A 17,503-nucleotide genomic window follows, 5' to 3' on the forward strand; every position below is an offset into this window, starting at 1 on the left:
GATGTGCTGGTGGCCGCGACCACCGCCTCCTGGCCGACCGCCTCTCGGCGCTCGTCGCGGACCTGCCGATCCGTTGGTGACCACCTCGTAGCCCGTTGCGCCCGCAGCGCGTAACGTGACGAACCATGAAGATCTCCGCCCAGGACGGCTCGTCATGAGAATCCTCATCAGCGCCGACATGGAGGGCGCCACCGGCGTCACCTGGCCCGACGACGTGGTGCCGGGCGCCTCCCAGTGGGAGCGCTGCCGGTCGCTGTTCACCTCCGACGTCAACGCCGCCGTCCTCGGCTTCTACGACGGCGGCGCCGACGAGGTGATCATCAACGAGGCGCACTCCACCATGCGCAACCTGTTGCTGGAGCAGCTCGACGACCGCGCCCAGATGCTCACCGGCCGGCACAAGGCGCTGTCCATGGTCGAGGGCGTGCAGCACGGCGACATCGACGGCATCGCGTTCGTCGGATACCACGCGGGCGCCGGCATGGAGGGCGTCCTCGCGCACACCTACCTCGCCAACTCGATCACGGGCGTGTGGCTGAACGACGTACGGGCGAGCGAGGGACTGCTCAACGCCCATGTCGTCGCCGAGTACGGCGTGCCCGTCGTGCTGGTCACCGGCGACGACGTCGCCTGCGAGGACGCGCTCGGGTACGCGCCCGAGGCGCTGAAGGTCGCGGTGAAGGACCATGTGTCGCGCTACGCGGCCGTGTGCCGCACGCCCGGTCGCACCGCGGCCGACATCCGGGCGGCGGCCAAGGAGGCCGCCGCCCTGGCGGTGCGTCACGAACCCGTGCACGAAGGGCCGTTCACCGTGGCCGTCGAGTTCGACGCCGAGCACCTGGCGATGGCCGCCACCGTCGTCCCGGGTGTGGAACGGATCGGGGAGCGGAAGGTGGCGTACACGAGCGGGACCATGTACGAGGGCATCCGCGCCTTCAAGGCGGTCACCACGATCGTCTCGGCCGCGGTGGAGGAGCAGTATGGCTGAGCAGGTGGACGACCAGGCGCTGGACGAGGTCGTGACGTACACGTCCGACCTCATCCGGATCGACACCACCAACCGCGGCGGGGGCGACTGCCGGGAGCGGCCCGCCGCCGAGTACGCCGCCGCCCGGCTCGCCGACGCCGGGATCGAACCGACCCTGCTGGAGCGCACCGAGGGGCGGACCAACGTCGTCGCCCGCATCGAGGGCACCGACCCCTCGGCCGGCGCCCTGCTGCTCCACGGGCACCTGGACGTCGTGCCCGCGGCCGCCGCCGACTGGAGCGTGCACCCGTTCTCCGGGGAGATCCGTGACGGGGTCGTCTGGGGGCGCGGCGCCGTCGACATGAAGAACATGGACGCGATGATCCTGGCGGTCGTGCGCGGCTGGGCACGGCAGGGTGTCCGCCCCCGCCGGGACGTCGTCATCGCGTTCACCGCCGACGAGGAGGCCAGCGCCGAGGACGGCTCCGGGTTCCTCGCCGACCGGCACCCCGGCCTGTTCGAGGGCTGCACCGAAGGCATCAGCGAGTCGGGCGCCTTCACCTTCCACGACGGCAGCGGGCGGCAGATCTACCCGATCGCGGCCGGGGAACGCGGCACCGCCTGGCTGAAGCTCACCGCCCGCGGGCGCGCCGGGCACGGCTCCAAGGTCAACCGCGACAACGCCGTGACCCGCCTCGCGGGCGCGATCGCGCGGATCGGCGCGCACGAATGGCCGCTCAGACTGACCCCGACCGTGCGCGCCGCCCTCACCGAACTCGCCGCGCTCTACGGCATCGAGAGCGACCTCACCGACGTGGACGCGCTGCTGGAGAAGCTCGGTCCCGCCGCGAAGCTCGTCGAGCCGACCCTGCGCAACAGCACCAACCCGACCATGCTGGACGCCGGTTACAAGGTCAACGTCATTCCCGGCGAGGCCGTCGCGCACGTGGACGGCCGGTACATGCCCGGCGGCGAGGAGGAGTTCCGCAGCACCCTCGACCGGCTCACCGGGCCGGACGTGGACTGGGAGTTCCACCACCGCGAGGTCGCCCTGGAGTCGCCGGTGGACTCGGCGGCCTTCGCGGGCATGCGGGCCGCCATCGAGGAGTTCGCGCCCGAGGGGCACGTGGTGCCGTTCTGCATGTCCGGCGGGACCGACGCCAAGCAGTTCTCCCGCCTCGGCATCACCGGCTACGGCTTCACCCCGCTGAAGCTGCCGGACGGCTACGACTACGCGGCCATGTTCCACGGCGTCGACGAACGGGTACCGGTCGAGGCGCTGCACTTCGGTGTCCGCGTACTCGACCGGTTCCTGCGGACGGCCTAGGAGAGTGGGGGAGACGGTGCGGACGCTGGCCTACGGGGCGTGGCCCTCGCCCATCGACGCGGCCCTGACCGCCGCGCACGACGGGCACCCGGAGTACGTGGGGTTCGTCGGCGACGAGGTGTGGTGGACCGAGCCGCGCCCCGCCGAGGGAGGCCGGCGCACCCTGGTGCGACGGCACGCCGACGGCCGGGAGGAGCCGCTGCTGCCCGCGCCGTGGAACGTGCGCAGCCGGGTCATCGAGTACGGCGGGCACCCGTGGGCCGCCGTCGCGGGAGACACCGGACCGCTGGTGGTGTTCGTGAACTTCGCCGACCAGCGGCTGTACCGCTGCGCGCCGGGCGGCGAACCCCGGCCGCTCACCCCCGTGTCCTCCGTCGGTGCCGGCCTGCGCTGGGCCGAGCCGCTGCCACTGCCCGAGCGGGGCGAAGTGTGGTGCGTCCTGGAGGAGTTCACCGGCGACGGACCCACCGACGTACGCCGCGTCCTGGCCGCCGTCCCGCTGGACGGGTCCGCCGCCGAGGACCGGGACGCGGTACGGGAACTCACCGACGGTCGGCACCGGTTCGTGACCGGACCGAAGCTCTCGCCCGACGGGCGGCGGGCCGCCTGGCTCGCCTGGGACCATCCCCGCATGCCGTGGGACGGCACCGAACTGCTCCTCGCCGACCTCGCCCCCGACGGCACCCTGCGTGACGCCCGGACCGTGGCCGGCGGGCCCGGCGAGGCCATCGCCCAGGCCGACTGGACCCACGACGGCCGCCTGCTGCACGCGAGCGACCGCACCGGCTGGTGGAACCTCTACCTCGACGGGAAACCGGTGTGCCCGCGCGAGGAGGAGTTCGGCGGGGCCCTGTGGAAGCTGGGATCGCGATGGTTCACGCCGCTGGAGAGCGGTCTGATCGCCGTCGTGCACGGCCGGGGCGCCACCGCCCTCGGCATCCTGGACCCCGAGACCGGCGAGGTCGTCGACGCGGCCGGACCCTGGACCGAGTTCGCCCCCACCCTCGCCGCCCACGGCGAACGGGTCGTCGCCGTCGGCGCCAGCCCGCGCAGCGCCTACGAGGTCGTCGAGCTGGACGCCCGTACCGGCCGGGCGCGGGTGGCCGGCGCCGAGCACGACGACGCCGTCGACCCCGCGTACTACCCCGAGCCGCAGATCCGCACCTTCACCGGCCCCGACGGGCGCGACATCCACGCCCACATCTACCCGCCGCACCACCCCGGCTGTGTCGCGCCGGGCGACGAGCTGCCGCCCTACGTCGTCTGGGCGCACGGCGGGCCCACCGGCCGCGCGCCGCTCGTGCTCGACCTGGAGATCGCCTACTTCACCTCGCGCGGCATCGGAGTCGCCGAAGTGAACTACGGCGGCTCGACCGGGTACGGCCGCCCCTACCGCGAGCGGCTGCGCGAGCAGTGGGGCGTGGTCGACGTCGAGGACTGCGCCGCCGTCGCGCTGGCCCTCGCCGACGAGGGCACCGCCGACCGCGGCCGGCTGGCCGTCCGGGGCGGCAGCGCGGGCGGCTGGACCGCCGCCGCCTCGCTCACCACCACCGACGTCTTCGCCTGCGGCACCATCAAGTACCCGATCCTGGACCTGACCGGCTGGGGCACCGGGGAGACCCACGACTTCGAGTCGCGGTACCTGGAGGGTCTGATCGGGCCCCTCGAGGAGGTGCCCGCCCGGTACGCGGAGCGCTCGCCCGCCGCCCACGCCGACCGCCTCACCGTGCCGTTCCTGCTGCTCCAGGGCCTGGACGACGTGATCTGCCCGCCCGTGCAGTGCGAGCGGTTCCTGGCCCGGCTGGAGGGCCGCAAGGTGCCGCACGCGTACCTCGCCTTCGAGGGGGAGGGGCACGGGTTCCGCAGGGCGGAGACCATGGTGCGCGCCCTGGAGGCCGAACTCTCCCTCTACGCCCAGGTGTTCCGCCTGGACCCCCCCGCCGTCCCCACTCTGGAGCTCAGCAAGTGAACCAGCTCGTCCGACCGCCCCGGCTCGCCCCCGGCGACCGCGTCGCCGTCGTCGCGCCCAGCGGTCCGGTGCCCGAGGAGCGGCTCCAGGCCGGGCTGGACATCCTGCGCGGCTGGGACCTCGACCCCGTGGTCACGCCCCATGTGCTCGGCAGGCACCGGCAGTTGGACTACCTGGCCGGCACGGACGCGCAGCGCGCCGCCGACCTCCAGAGCGCCTGGTGCGATCCCTCCGTCGCGGCCGTGCTGTGCGCCCGGGGCGGCTACGGGGCGCAGCGCATGGTCGACCTGCTCGACTGGGACGCCCTGCGGGTCGCCGGCCCGAAGGTCTTCGCCGGGTTCAGCGACGTCACCGTTCTGCACCAGGCCTTCGCCACCCGTCTGGGCCTGGTCACCCTGTACGGACCCGCGGCCGCCGGCGTCGACTTCCTCAAGAGCGTCCGCGCCCAGGAGCACCTGCGTGCCACGCTCTTCGAACCGGAGTCCGTGCGGACCGTCACGGCCGTGCCCCCGGGCGGCACCGCACTGGTCCCCGGCCGCGCCCGGGGCGTCACCCTGGGCGGCTGCCTCAGCCTGCTCGCGAGCGACCTCGGCACCCCGCACGCCCTCCCGGGGGCGCGGGGCGGGCTGTTGCTGATGGAGGACATCGGCGAGAGCCCGTACCGCGTCGACCGGTATCTCACCCAACTGCTGCGCACCGGCTGGCTCGACGGGGTCGCCGGGATCGTCCTCGGGTCCTGGGCGGGGTGCGGCCCGTACGGGGAGCTGCGTACGGTGCTCGCCGACCGGCTCGGCGGCCTCGGCGTCCCGGTCGTGGAGGAGTTCGGGTTCGGACACGGGGAGGGCGCGCTGACCATGCCCCTCGGGATCGGCGCCGAACTGGACGCTGGCACGGGCACGTTGACGCTGGACGAACCGGCCCTGAGCTGAGCGGGCCCGCTGCTGAAATCCTGTCAAGAAACCCTCGTTTCGGTGATTGACGGCTCCTGACACGTGTCACACCATGACAACCGGCCGGTACCTACTGGTCGGTATCCGGGTTGCCCTCACCGTGGAGGTCCGTGTGTCCCGACGCGTGCCCAGAACCCGCGCACTCCTCGCTCTTGCTCTGGGCGCCGCCCTGGCCGTGCCCCTCACCCTCACCCCGCCCGCGACCGCCGCCGACGCCTACACCGTCACGCCGCTGAAGTTCACCGTGCGGGCGGGCGGCCGCACCTGCACCGTCGACGCCGACCTGTACCGTCCCGCCGGCGTGGACCGCGACCACCCGGCGCCCGCCGTGCTCGGCACGAACGGCTTCGGCGGCAGCAAATCGGACGGCTCGACCGACACCATCGGCAAGGCCTTCGCCCAGCGCGGCTACGTCTCCCTCGTCTACTCCGGGCTCGGCTTCGGCCGCAGCGGCTGCCTCGTCTCCCTCGACGACCCGGACATCGACGGCGTCGCCGCCTCGCAGTTGGTCGACTTCCTGGGAGGCACCCGCGCCGCCGACGACGGAACCACCGCCGGCTTCGTCACCCGCGACGCACCGGGCGACCCGCGCGTCGGCATGATCGGCGGCTCCTACGGCGGCGCCGTCCAGCTCGCCACCGCCGCCGTCGACCACCGCCTCGACGCGCTCGTCCCGATGATCACCTGGAACGACCTGGCCTACTCGCTCGACCCCAACAACGCCGTCGGCAGCCGAGGTGTCCCCGGCGTCTTCAAATGGCAGTGGACGAACGGCTTCTACCTCATCGGCGAGGGCCAGCCGCTGCTGGAGCCCAGTCTCGACCCGTCCCGCATCAACTCCCTGGCCTGCCTGCACTTCGTCACCGAGGCCTGCCGGACCGTCCACACCCTCAACTCCGGGAGCTACCCGGCCGGCCGGACCGCCGAGCTGCTGGCCTACGCGCACCGCGTCTCCCCGGTGTCGTACCTCCACCGCGTCCGCACGCCCACCCTGCTGGTCCAGGGGCAGGCCGACACCCTGTTCAACCTCAACGAGGCCACGGCGACGTACCGGACGCTCAAGGCCCAGGGCACACCCGTCAAGATGATCTGGCAGTCCTGGGGCCACAGCGGCGGCCTCACCGGCCCGGCCACCGGTGAACTCGACCTGGCCCAGGGCAATCTGGAGACCAGCTACGTCGGCCGGCGCGTCCTCGCCTGGTTCGACCGCCATCTGCGGGGGCGCACCCACGTCGACACCGGACCGGCCTTCGCCTACCACCGCGACTGGATCACCGACCCCGACCGCACCTACGCCACCGCGAACCGCCTCCCCGCCATCGGCCGCACCCTGTACCTCTCCGGTGACGGGAAACTCGTCGACCACCGCGACGAGGTGACCCGCGGCAGCCGCCGCTACACCAACTGGCTGACTCCCACGAGCCATTCGGAGAGCTCACTCTCCGGCCTCATCGGCCTGCCGGACACACCGCCGCGCGACACCAAGGGCACCTACCTCGCCTGGACCAGCGCGCCCCTCGAGCGCCCCCTCGACGTCGTCGGCGCCCCCCGGGCCACGCTCAAGGTCGTCTCCCCGAAGGCCGAGCACACCCAGAACTCCACCGACGCCGCCGACAAGCTCGTCCTGTTCGCCAAGCTGTACGACGTCGCCCCCGACGGCACCCGCACCCTGGTGCGCCGCCTGGTCGCGCCGGTGCGTGTCCCGGACGTCACCAAGAGCTTCACCGTCACCCTGCCCGGCATCGTGCACCGGTACGAGACCGGCCACCGGCTGCGGTTCGTGATCGCCGCGAGTGACGACGCGTACTTCGGCAACCGGGGGATCAAGCCGGTGACCGTGGTCAGCGGGCCGCGCGACACCGGAGTGCTGCGGCTGCCGGTCGCCGGCTCCTGACGCCCGACTGGGGACACCGGGGTGGCACGGTTACTGTGGCGGGGTGCCGCACCACGCATCCCGCCACCTCGCCGAAGGCCCCCGGGTGGGGATACGCCACTTCACCTACGGGGACGGTGCCGAGTTCACCGCCCGCGCCCGGGAGAGCAAGGACCTGCACCAGCCCTGGCTCTTCCCGCCCACCACGGCGCAGGCCTACACCGCCTACGCGGGCCGGCTAATCGAGGACCCCTCCAAGGCCGGCTTCCTGGTCTGCGAGAAGAACGACGGGGCGATCGGCGGGTTCATCAACATCAACAACATCGTCGAGGGCGGCTTCCAGTCCGGCGCCCTGGGCTACGGGGCCTTCGCGCACGCCGCCGGGCGGGGGCTGATGCGCGAGGCTCTCGACCTCGTCGTGACGTACGCGTTCGGCCCGATGCGGCTGCACCGGCTGGAGATCAACGTCCAGCCGGGCAACGCCGCGTCGATCGCCCTGGCCCGCGCCTGCGGGTTCCGGCTGGAGGGCTTCTCGCCGAAAATGCTCTTCGTCGACGGGGCCTGGCGCGACCACGAACGCTGGGCCGTCACCACCGAGATGATCACCCCGCCGGGGCGGCACTGAGCCCGGCGACGACGCCTACGCCTGGCGGTCCACGTACTCGTAGACCGAGCCGTCCGGATGCAGGGCGATCAGGTTCCGGCCCGCCGGTGAGGCGATCGGGCCCGCCACGATGTGGGCCCCCAGTCCGGTCAGCACCTTGTGGGTCTCCTCGACATCCGTCACGGCGATCGTCGCGGCGACCTTGCGCAGCACCTCCAGTTCGGCCGGGGGACCGCTCATCAGCAGGAAGCAGCCGATGGCCGCCACCTGGACACCTCCCCGCTCGAAGCGCTGGGCTCTGCCGCCCGCCAGCCGCTCGTAGAAGGGGATCGCGGTCTCGAGGTCGTCGACGCAGACGCGCAGTGTGGCACCCAGAATCTCCATATGGCTGAGCCTAGTTACGCGCGAGGGGGCGCGGGTACCCGGCCGGGCATGAAGCCGTTGGATCACCTGGAGCATCTGGACAAGCACCTGGTCGACGAACTGGCACAGGTGGCGCGCGAGACCGTGCGGGACGAACTGCGCGAGCAGACGCGCAAGCAGCGCCGCAAGGCCGCGCTGTACGCCGCGTCCGGCGCGCTCGCCCTGTACGCGGGCGCGGCCCTCGCACTCGCCGTGGGACTGGCTCTCGCGCTCGGCCTGCCCGACTGGGCGGCCGCGCTGATCACCGCTGTGATCCTGGGAGCCCTGGCCTTTGTGCTGCGCGGCATGGCCCGGCCCTCCCGGCCGGGAGCGGACCACGCGGCCGGTACGGCACCGGACGCGGACAGCGCCCGTCAGACCGCGGCCGGGACCGTCGGCGGCATGCCGTACCCGCCGCCCGTGCCGCCGGCCCCGCCCGCCGCAGCCGCCCCGGGGCCCGTGCCCCCGCGGCCGTCACAGGCCCCGGACGTCCCCCGCCGCGGGGCGTGATGCCGGGTGCGCACGGCGGGAACCCCGGGCAGGCGCGGCCGTGTGGTCGTGGTGACCGGAGCGAGCGGCGGAGTCGGACGGGCCACCGTCCGGGCCTTCGCCGCCCGCGGCGACAGGGTCGCCCTGCTGGCCCGAGGGCGTGCGGGACTCGCCGCGGCGGCGGACGACGTGGAGCGCGCCGGGGGCGAGGCGCTCGTCGTCGGCGTGGACGTTTCCGACGCCAAGGCCGTCGACGCCGCCGCCCAGCAGGTCGTCGACGCGTACGGTCACATCGACGTCTGGGTCAACAACGCCTTCACCGGCGTGTTCGCGCCGTTCACGGAAGTCGACCCGGACGAGTTCCGGCGCGTCACCGAAGTGACGTACCTGGGCTATGTGTTCGGCACCCGGGCCGCCCTGCGGCACATGCTGCCGCGCGACCGCGGCACGATCGTGCAGGCCGGCTCCGCGCTCGCCTACCGGGGCATTCCGCTGCAGTCGGCGTACTGCGGGGCCAAGCACGCGATCCAGGGGTTCAACGAGTCGCTGCGTTGCGAGCTGCTGCACGCGCGCAGCGGGGTACGGACGACGATGGTGCAGCTGCCGGGCCTCAACACCCCGCAGTTCGACTGGGTGCTGAACCGGATGCCCGGGCGGGCGCGGCCCGTGGCGCCCGTGTACCAGCCGGAGGTCGCGGCCCGGGCGATCGTGCACGCGGCGTCGCACGCGCGGCGCCGGGAGTACTGGGTGGGCGGCTCCACGGCCGCCACGCTCCTCGCCAACGCCGTGATACCCGGACTGCTGGACCGCTACCTGGCCCGCACCAACGTCGACGCCCAGCAGGAGGAGGGCCGGCCCGAGGGGCCCGCGAACCTCTGGTCCCCGGCGGACGGCCCGCACGGGCGGGACTTCGGAGCGCACGGGCGTTTCGACGACGAGTCCACGGCCGGCGGCCCCCAGCAGTGGCTGTCGCGCAACCGCGGCCGGCTGGGCGCGGCCCTCACCGCGGCAGCGGGCGCCCTGGCGGTCCGCGGACTGGCGGGGCAGGCGCGCCGCTAGTTCGTCACGCGTCGGCGGCGATGTCCTCGGCGGTGTCCTCGGCCGTGTCCCCCGCGACGTCCTCGGCCGTGTCCCCGGCCGCGTCTTCGGCGGTGTCGAGGAACCGCAGCAGCACGGCCGCCTCCGCCCGGAGCCGTTCGGCCCGGGCGGCGTGCGCGGGCGCGGTCAACTGCGCGGCCGCCTCCAGCCGTTCGGACGCCTCGGCGCGCACGATGTCCGCCACGTCACGCTCATCGAGCTCGCGCCGGGCCGCCTCGGTGGCGCCGACCCCGACCGGTGAGGCCTCCAGAGCGCCGGCGCGCGGCGCGGTGCCGACGGGCACCGCCTCGGCGTTGTCCAGTGCCGCCAGGGTGCCGCGCAGGGCGCTCACCGCGGCCTTGTCCCGGGCCCGCATCGCTACCGGCAGGGCGTCACGCATACGACGGCGTACAGACATGCGGGCGACTTTAGGCGACCCGGCACGCCCCCCGCTCGGGAACGTCAGCCGGACTGCTGGAGCTGGGGCAGCACCTTCGTGCGGTAGAAGTCGAAGAAGCCGCGCAGGTCCGGGCCGATCTGGTTCACGTAGACCCGGTCGAACCCCGCGTCGGCGAACTGCTTCAGCTCCGCCACGTGCTCCTCCAGGTCGTCGCCGCACACCCGGTTCCGGCGCACCATGTCCTCGGTGACGAGCTGCTGTGCCTGCTCGAAGTGCTTGGGGGAGGGCAGCACCTGGCCCAGCTCACCCGGCAGCTGCTCGTTGGCCCAGAGCCGGTGGACGGTCCGTACGGCCTCGTCCTTGTCGGTGTCGTAGCAGACCTTGGTGCCGCCGCTGACGAGCTTTCCGCCGCCCCCGCCCTTGCGGTACTGCTCCACCATCGCCTCGTCCGGCGTCACGGTGATGTAGCCGTCGCCCACCCGGGACGCGAGCTGCGTCGCGGCGGGGCCGAAGCCGGAGATGTCGATCGGGATCGGCTCGTCCGGGACCGTGTACAGCCGGGCGTTCTCGACCGTGTAGTGCGGCCCGTGATGGTTCACCTCCTCGCCGGTGAACAGCCGGCGCATCACCTGGATCGCCTCCTCCAGCATCTCCAGCCGGACGTGCGCCGGGGGCCAGTGGTCGCCCAGGATGTGCTCGTTGAGCGCCTCGCCGGAGCCGACGCCGAGCCGGAAGCGGTTGTTCGTCATCACCGCGCTGGTCGCCGCGGCGTGCGCCACCACCGCCGGGTGCATGCGCACGGTCGGACAGGTCACCGCCGTCTCGACCGGCAGGGACACCGCCTCGGACAGCGCGCCGATCACCGACCACACGAACGGGCTCTGGCCCTGCTCGTCGTTCCACGGGTGGTAGTGGTCCGAGATCCACAGCGCCTGGAAGCCGGCCTGCTCGGCCATCCGCGCCTGCTCGATCAGTTCGGCGGGTCCGTACTGCTCGCACGAGAGGAAGTAGCCGTACTCGGGCATGGGGGAGTGCCTCCGCGACGTCGGCGGTCCGTGTCCCGCACCGGGTACCCGGGCGCGCGGCCGGAAACCGGCGACGGGTGCGCGGCGGGAACGGCGATGCGTGCGCGGCCGGGAACCGGCGGCGGGTGTGCGGCGGGGACGGCGACGGGTGCGCGGCGGGAACGGCGATGCGTGCGCGGCCGGGAACCGGCGGCGGGTGTGCGGCGGGGACGGCGGCGGGCGGGCGAGCGGGCCCGGGCCGACGTTTGGCCGCCCTGGCCAGGGGGACGCGGAAGGCTCCCGAGCCACGCGACAGCGCCGGAGGCGAGCGACCGTGAGTCGACCCCGCATCCTGATCGTCGGTGCCGGCTTCGCCGGATACCGCACCGCCCGCACCCTGTCCCGCATCACCCGGGGCCGGGCCCACATCACCGTGCTGAACCCGACCGACTACTTCCTGTACCTGCCCCTGCTGCCCCAGGTCGCCGCCGGCATCCTGGAGCCGCGCCGGGTCACGGTCTCCCTCTCGGACACGCTGCCGGACGTCCGGCTGGTGCTGGGCGAAGCCGACCGGATCGACCTCGACGACCGCACCCTGCACTACACCGGCCCGGAGGGCGAGGGCGGCACCCTCGCCTACGACCGGCTGGTGCTCGCCGCGGGCAGCGTCAACAAACTGCTGCCGATCCCCGGCGTCGCCGAGCACGCACACGGCTTCCGCGGTCTTCCCGAGGCGCTGTACCTGCGCGACCACGTGACCCGGCAGGTGGAACTCGCCGCGGCCTCGGACGATCCCGGGACGTGCGCCGCGCGGTGCACCTTCGTCGTGGTCGGCGCGGGATACACCGGGACCGAGGTCGCCGCGCACGGGCAGCTGTTCACCGACGCGCAGGTGCGCAAGCACCCGCTGCGGCGGGGCATGCGGCCGCGCTGGATGCTGCTGGACGTGGCCAAGCGGGTGCTGCCCGAGATGGACGAGAGGCTGTCCGCCACCGCCGACCGGGTGCTGCGGCAGCGGGGCGTGGACGTACGCATGGGGACCTCGGTGAAGGAGGCCACGCACGACGGGGTCCTGCTGACCGACGGCGAGTTCGTCGAGACCCGGACGCTGGTGTGGTGCGTGGGCGTGCGTCCCGACCCGCTGGTGGAGTCCCTCGGGCTGCCCATGGAGCGGGGGCGGCTGCTGGTCGACCCGCATCTGCGGGTGCCGGGCCGGCCGGAGCTGTTCGCCTGCGGGGACGTGGCCGCGGTGCCCGACCTGGAGAAACCGGGGAGCTACACGCCCATGACCGCGCAGCACGCCTGGCGGCACGGCAAGGTCGCGGCGGAGAACATCGCCGCGTCACTCGGTCTCGGCGGTGCGCGCAGGCCGTACCGCCACCGTGATCTCGGCTTCGTCGTCGACCTGGGCGGGGCGAAGGCCGCCGCCAACCCGCTCGGCGTGACCCTGTCCGGCGTACCGGCGGGGGTCGTGACCCGCGCCTACCATCTCGCCGCGATGCCCGGCAACCGCGTCCGGGTCGCCGCCGACTGGCTGCTCGACGCGGTACTTCCGCGCCAGGCCGTGCAGTTGGGGCTCGTACGGTCCTGGTCGGTGCCGCTGGACACGTCGTCGCCCGAGGTGCCCCGGGTGCCGGGCGGGCCCGGGGAGCGGCTGGACGCGAGCGCCCGGGCCGGGCCGGGCGCGACGCTCGCGGCCGAGCCCGGCGGCGGGGACGCCGGCGACGGGGACACCGGCACCGGAGGGCCGGGCCGGTCCCGGCCCCACGATGAGCCCACGAAGGGGCAGCCCGGTGGTGAGCCCGCGAAGAACCAACCCGGTGGTGAGCCCGCCAAGAACCAGCCCGCCCCCGCACCCGCGCCCGGCCATCCGCCTCCTGGCCACCCCGCCCCCGGCCCCGTCAAACGAACCGACGTCCCGGACGACGACTCCTCGAAAGGAGACTCATGAACACCGGTGAACTCACCGACCTCGGACAGCAGCTGCGGGTGGACAGTGTCCGCGCCGCCGCCGCGGCGGGCTCCGGGCACCCGACGTCCTCGATGTCCGCGGCCGACCTGATGGCCGTCCTGCTCGCGAACCACCTCCGCTACGACTTCGACCGCCCCGCCCACCCCGGCAACGACCGCTTCGTCCTCTCCAAGGGCCACGCCTCCCCGCTGCTGTACTCCGCGTACAAGGCGGCCGGCGCCATCGACGACGAAGAGCTCCTCACCTTCCGCAAGCTGGGCAGCCGCCTCGAGGGGCACCCCACTCCGCAGCGCCTGCCGTGGGTCGAGACGGCCACCGGCTCGCTCGGGCAGGGCCTGCCCGTCGGGGTCGGCATCGCGCTGGCCGGCAAGCGGCTCGACCGCACCGGCTACCGCACCTGGGTGCTGTGCGGCGACAGCGAGCTGGCCGAGGGATCCGTGTGGGAGGCCGCCGAGCACGCCGCGTACGAGCACCTGGACAACCTCACCGTGATCGTCGACGTCAACCGGCTCGGCCAGCGCGGCCCCACCCGGCACGGCCACGACCTGGACGCCTACGCCCGGCGCTTCCAGGCCTTCGACTGGCACACCATCGAGGTCGACGGCCACGACGTGGACGCCATCGACCGCGCGTACGGAGAGGCCGCCTCCACCAAGGGCCAGCCCACCGCCATCCTCGCCCGCACCCTCAAGGGCAAGGGCGTCGAGGGCGTCCAGGACCGCGAGGGCCTGCACGGCAAGCCGCTGCCGGACGCCGAGGAGGCGATCGCCGAACTCGGCGGCCCGCGCGACATCCGCGTCCGGGTACAGGAGCCGCCCGCCGCCCGCCTCCTGCACTCCGTCCACACCGGGAACTTCGAACTCCCCAGGTGGGACAAGGGCGAGGAGGTCGCCACCCGCAACGCCTTCGGCGAGGCGCTCGCCGCCCTCGGTACCGGCCGCGGCGACATCGTCGCGCTGGACGGCGAGGTGGGCGACTCCACCCGCGCCGAGTTCTTCGCCAAGGAACACCCCGACCGCTATTTCGAGTGCTACATCGCCGAGCAGCAGCTGGTCGCCTCGGCCGTCGGCCTCGCGTCCCGCGGCTGGGTGCCGTACGCCGCCACGTTCGCGGCGTTCCTGACCCGGGCCTACGACTTCGTGCGGATGGCGTCCGTCAGCGGCGCCGGCATCAACCTCGTCGGTTCGCACGCGGGCGTCGCCATCGGCGAGGACGGGCCCAGCCAGATGGGCCTGGAGGACCTGGCGATGATGCGGGCGGTGCACGGCTCGACCGTGCTGTACCCCTGCGACGCCAACCAGACCGCGCGGCTCGTCGGCGCGATGGCCGGCCTGGAGGGCGTCCGCTACCTGCGCACCTCGCGCGGCGAGAGCCCGGTGATCTACGCCCCCGACGAGGAGTTCCCGGTCGGCGGCAGCAAGGTGCTGCGCTCCTCCGGCCAGGACCGGCTGACCCTCGTCGCCGCGGGCGTCACCGTGCACGAGGCACTGGCCGCCGCCGGGGCCCTGGAGCAGGAGGGCATCGCGGTACGGGTGATCGACCTGTACTCCGTGAAGCCCGTCGACCGGCCCACCCTGCGCCGGGCCGCCGAGGAGACCGGCTGCCTGGTCACCGTGGAGGACCACCACCCCGAGGGCGGCATCGGGGACGCGGTCCTGGACGCCTTCACCGACGGACGCCCCGTACCGCGCCTGGTGCGGCTCGGCGTGCGGAGCATGCCGGGCTCGGCGTCCCCGGAGGAGCAGCTGCGCGCCGCGGGCATCGACGCGGAGTCCATCGCGGCGGCCGGGCGGCTGCTGGTGGAGGAGGCGGTCGTGCGGTGAGCGGCGGCGACGCTACGCGCAGGGTGCGGGCGGGCCGCCGCACGGTGGAGGTGCACCGGCCGGACAAGGTGCTCTTCCCCGGCGGCGGCGACGCCAAGGAGTACACCAAGGCCGACCTGGTGGACTACTACCGGGCCGTCGCGCCCTTCATGCTGCCGCACCTGCGCGGCCGGCCGCTGATGCTGGAGAGGCACCCGGACGGCATCGACGGCCCGACGTTCATGCAGAAGAACACCCCGGACCACTACCCCGAGTGGATCGAGCGCGTCGAGCTGGCCAAGGAGGGCGGCACCGTCCGGCACACCGTCTGCAACGACACCGCCACCCTCCTCTACCTGGCCGACCAGGCGACCATCACCCTGCACCGCTGGCTGTCCCGCGCCGACCGGATCCACCACCCCGACCGGCTGGTCTTCGACCTCGACCCCCCTGGGGACGACTTCGAGGCCGTACGCGAGGCCGCCCGGCTGCTCGGGGAGCTGCTCGACGAGCTGGAGCTGCCCTCGGCGCTGATGACCACGGGCTCGCGCGGGCTCCACGTCATCGTGCCGCTGGGCGGCCGGCACGACTTCGACGAGGTGCGCGCCTTCGCCCGGGACGTCGCCGACACCCTCGCCGGCGCCCACCCCGACCGGCTCACCACCGCCGCCCGCAAGAAGGAGCGCGGGGAGCGGCTCTACCTCGACATCCAGCGCAACGCCTACGCCCAGACCGCCGTCGCGCCCTACACGGTCCGGCCCCGCCCCGGCGCCCCCGTGGCCACCCCCATCGGCTGGGACCGGCTGGACGACCCGGAGCTGCACGCCCGCCGCTGGACCATCGCCGACGCCGTCGAGCAGGCCCGCACCAACCCCTGGTCAGGCCTGCTGAGCCGCGGCCGGGCGCTGGGACCGGCCCGGCGGCGGCTGAACGCCCTGCGCGGCTGAGACCCCGCCGGCGATCTCCCGGTGGGTGGCAGATGCATGCGCCCGTAGAGGTTTGGCGAACACTCTTACGGCCACACGGAGGGGGAGGTGGCCATGTCGAACACAAAAAACACGCAGGAGTCACAGGATTCACAGGAGTCCCAGAACTCCCGGAACTCGAGCAAAACGAACGACAAGCAGACGGCCGGGGGGCGACCGAGCCCGATGGAGGTGCTGCGTCAGGCACGCGGCCAGCTCGCGGAGCTCACCGGCATGGAAGCCGAGTCCGTGTCGTCCTTCGAGCAGACGGAGGAGGGCTGGGCGCTGGAGGTCGAGGTCCTCGAACTCGAGCGCGTGCCCGACACGATGAGCCTGATGGCGAGCTACCAGGTGGAGCTCGACGCAGAGGGGCAGCTCACGGGTTACCGGCGCGTCCGCCGCTACGAACGCGGGCGGTCCGACGCGCGCAGGCCCGGCGGCCGCTAGGCCGCCCGACCGGACCCGCACCCACACACGAGGAGGAACATCCGGCATGACTGTCGTACCGGCACAGCAGACCGGCGGCGGAGGCGGCAGCAGCGGTCTCTACGACGTGCTCGAACTCGTCCTGGACAGGGGGCTCGTCATCGACGCATTCGTGCGAGTCTCCCTGGTCGGCATCGAGATCCTCAAGATCGACGTACGTGTCGTCGTCGCCAGCGTCGACACCTATCTGCGCTTCGCCGAGGCGTGCAACCGCCTCGACCTGGAGGCCGGGCCGCGCAAGGACCCGGGCCTGCCCGACCTGGTCGGAGAGATGACCGAGTCCGGTGCCCGCGGCAAGTCCAAGGGGGCGCTGTCCGGAGCCGCCGAGACCATATCCGACGCCTTCAAGCAGGCGCGTGACGACGGCTCCGAGCGTCAGGGCGAGTCCCGTCCGCGCGCCCGCAAGAGCACGTCGTCCCGCCGGAAGGAGGAGCAGGAGTGAGCACCTACGTCTACGGCATCGCTGCGAGTTCACACCCCTCCCTGCCCGAGGGCATGGGCGGCGTCGGCGACCCGCCCCGCGAGGTGCGCATCCTGCGGGAGGGTGACCTGGCGGCCATCGTCAGCGAGGCGCCCGAGGGGCTGCGGCCCAAGCGCAAGGACCTGCTCGCCCACCAGAACGTGCTCAGCGAGGCCGGTGCGGCCGGCTGTGTGCTGCCCATGCGCTTCGGCAGCGTCGCCCCGGACGACAACTCCATCACCGGGGTGCTCGCCGAGCGGGCCGAGCACTACAAGGAGCGGCTGCGGGCCCTGGACAACCGGGTCGAGTACAACATCAAGGCCAATCACGTCGAAGAGGCCGTGCTGCACCAGGTGATGGCCGAGAGCCCCGACATCCGCGGGCTCGCGGAGGCCAACCGGCAGGCGGGCGGCGGCAGTTACGACGACAAGATCCGGCTCGGCGAGCTGGTCGCGGCCGCGGTCAAGGCCAAGGAGGCCGACGACGGCGCGGCGGTGCGGCGTGCCCTGGAGCCGGTCGCCGACGACGTGAGTGTGGGCCCCGAGTCCACGGGCTGGCTGGCGAACGTGTCGTTCCTGGTGGACCGGGGGACCGCCGAGTCGTTCCTGGCCGCGGTCGAGCAGCTGCGCAAGGACATGCCGCACCTGGAGGTGCGGGTCAATGGTCCGCTGCCGCCATACAGCTTCGTCGAGCCCGGCCCGGCCGAGCCCGCGGGCACCGTGGCGAGCGGTACGGAGACCGGATCGGGGTGACGAC

General features: G+C 73.4%; 17 protein-coding genes. 14 read left to right on the plus strand and 3 right to left on the minus strand.

Annotated features, from left to right (window positions below; translation table 11 throughout):
- Positions 1-154 precede the first annotated feature (154 nt).
- The 6 genes from IGS69_RS28820 (at position 155) to IGS69_RS28845 (ending at position 7,711) form a co-directional block, all read left to right on the plus strand.
- The gene (locus IGS69_RS28820) at positions 155-988 is read left to right on the plus strand and encodes a M55 family metallopeptidase (RefSeq protein WP_190903396.1); all 834 of its coding nucleotides are present in this window, start codon (positions 155-157) and stop codon (positions 986-988) included.
- Entirely contained in the window at positions 981-2,294 is a 1,314-nt protein-coding gene (locus tag IGS69_RS28825) for a M20/M25/M40 family metallo-hydrolase (protein WP_190903397.1), read from the plus strand. The genes IGS69_RS28820 and IGS69_RS28825 overlap by 8 nt, the downstream gene beginning before the upstream one ends.
- Positions 2,295-2,298: 4 nt before the next feature.
- Complete coding sequence (locus IGS69_RS28830; RefSeq protein ID WP_190903398.1) at positions 2,299-4,263, plus strand: prolyl oligopeptidase family serine peptidase; 1,965 nt, start codon at positions 2,299-2,301, stop codon at positions 4,261-4,263.
- Positions 4,260-5,192: a S66 peptidase family protein gene (locus IGS69_RS28835; RefSeq protein WP_190903399.1), complete on the plus strand. Its 933-nt coding sequence runs from the start codon at positions 4,260-4,262 to the stop codon at positions 5,190-5,192. Before IGS69_RS28830 ends, IGS69_RS28835 begins: the two co-directional genes overlap by 4 nt.
- Before the next feature lie 73 nt (positions 5,193-5,265).
- Positions 5,266-7,107, plus strand: a complete 1,842-nt coding sequence (locus IGS69_RS28840; RefSeq protein ID WP_190903400.1) for a CocE/NonD family hydrolase — start codon at positions 5,266-5,268, stop codon at positions 7,105-7,107.
- Between the two features lie 43 nt (positions 7,108-7,150).
- On the plus strand, positions 7,151-7,711 hold the full coding sequence (locus IGS69_RS28845; protein WP_190903401.1) for a GNAT family N-acetyltransferase: 561 nt from the start codon (positions 7,151-7,153) through the stop codon (positions 7,709-7,711).
- 15 nt (positions 7,712-7,726) lie between these two features.
- Here IGS69_RS28845 and IGS69_RS28850 read toward each other — a convergent pair whose 3' ends face one another.
- The gene (locus IGS69_RS28850) at positions 7,727-8,074 is read right to left on the minus strand and encodes a VOC family protein (RefSeq protein ID WP_107453794.1); all 348 of its coding nucleotides are present in this window, start codon (positions 8,072-8,074) and stop codon (positions 7,727-7,729) included.
- A gap of 48 nt (positions 8,075-8,122) precedes the next feature.
- Here IGS69_RS28850 and IGS69_RS28855 point away from each other — a divergent pair, with 48 nt between their 5' ends.
- Positions 8,123-8,602, plus strand: a complete 480-nt coding sequence (locus IGS69_RS28855) for a phage holin family protein (RefSeq protein ID WP_190903402.1) — start codon at positions 8,123-8,125, stop codon at positions 8,600-8,602.
- Between the two features lie 6 nt (positions 8,603-8,608).
- Positions 8,609-9,640: an SDR family oxidoreductase gene (locus IGS69_RS28860; protein WP_385862783.1), complete on the plus strand. Its 1,032-nt coding sequence runs from the start codon at positions 8,609-8,611 to the stop codon at positions 9,638-9,640.
- Between the two features lie 4 nt (positions 9,641-9,644).
- Here IGS69_RS28860 and IGS69_RS28865 read toward each other — a convergent pair whose 3' ends face one another.
- Positions 9,645-10,034, minus strand: coding sequence for a GatB/YqeY domain-containing protein (locus IGS69_RS28865; RefSeq protein WP_232543807.1), 390 nt, complete (start codon positions 10,032-10,034; stop codon positions 9,645-9,647).
- Positions 10,035-10,120: 86 nt separating this feature from the next.
- Positions 10,121-11,083, minus strand: coding sequence for a TIGR03557 family F420-dependent LLM class oxidoreductase (locus IGS69_RS28870; RefSeq protein WP_190903403.1), 963 nt, complete (start codon positions 11,081-11,083; stop codon positions 10,121-10,123).
- Between the two features lie 313 nt (positions 11,084-11,396).
- Here IGS69_RS28870 and IGS69_RS28875 point away from each other — a divergent pair, with 313 nt between their 5' ends.
- From IGS69_RS28875 to IGS69_RS28900, 6 genes are all read left to right on the plus strand, one after another.
- Positions 11,397-13,013: an NAD(P)/FAD-dependent oxidoreductase gene (locus tag IGS69_RS28875; protein WP_190903404.1), complete on the plus strand. Its 1,617-nt coding sequence runs from the start codon at positions 11,397-11,399 to the stop codon at positions 13,011-13,013.
- Positions 13,010-14,857 carry a transketolase gene (locus IGS69_RS28880; RefSeq protein WP_190903405.1) on the plus strand — a complete coding sequence of 616 codons (1,848 nt, stop codon included), beginning with the start codon at positions 13,010-13,012 and terminating at the stop codon, positions 14,855-14,857. Before IGS69_RS28875 ends, IGS69_RS28880 begins: the two co-directional genes overlap by 4 nt.
- Positions 14,854-15,783, plus strand: coding sequence for a non-homologous end-joining DNA ligase (ligD, locus tag IGS69_RS28885; RefSeq protein WP_190903406.1), 930 nt, complete (start codon positions 14,854-14,856; stop codon positions 15,781-15,783). The genes IGS69_RS28880 and ligD overlap by 4 nt, the downstream gene beginning before the upstream one ends.
- Before the next feature lie 93 nt (positions 15,784-15,876).
- On the plus strand, positions 15,877-16,248 hold the full coding sequence (locus IGS69_RS28890) for a gas vesicle protein GvpO (RefSeq protein WP_190903407.1): 372 nt from the start codon (positions 15,877-15,879) through the stop codon (positions 16,246-16,248).
- Between the two features lie 46 nt (positions 16,249-16,294).
- A complete protein-coding gene (locus IGS69_RS28895; protein ID WP_190903408.1) occupies positions 16,295-16,729 on the plus strand; it encodes a gas vesicle structural protein GvpA in 435 nt (144 codons plus the stop codon).
- Positions 16,726-17,499: a GvpL/GvpF family gas vesicle protein gene (locus IGS69_RS28900; protein ID WP_190903409.1), complete on the plus strand. Its 774-nt coding sequence runs from the start codon at positions 16,726-16,728 to the stop codon at positions 17,497-17,499. The genes IGS69_RS28895 and IGS69_RS28900 overlap by 4 nt, the downstream gene beginning before the upstream one ends.
- The last annotated feature ends 4 nt before the right edge of the window (positions 17,500-17,503 follow it).

Source organism: Streptomyces tuirus, from assembly GCF_014701095.1.
GTDB lineage: Bacteria > Actinomycetota > Actinomycetes > Streptomycetales > Streptomycetaceae > Streptomyces > Streptomyces tuirus.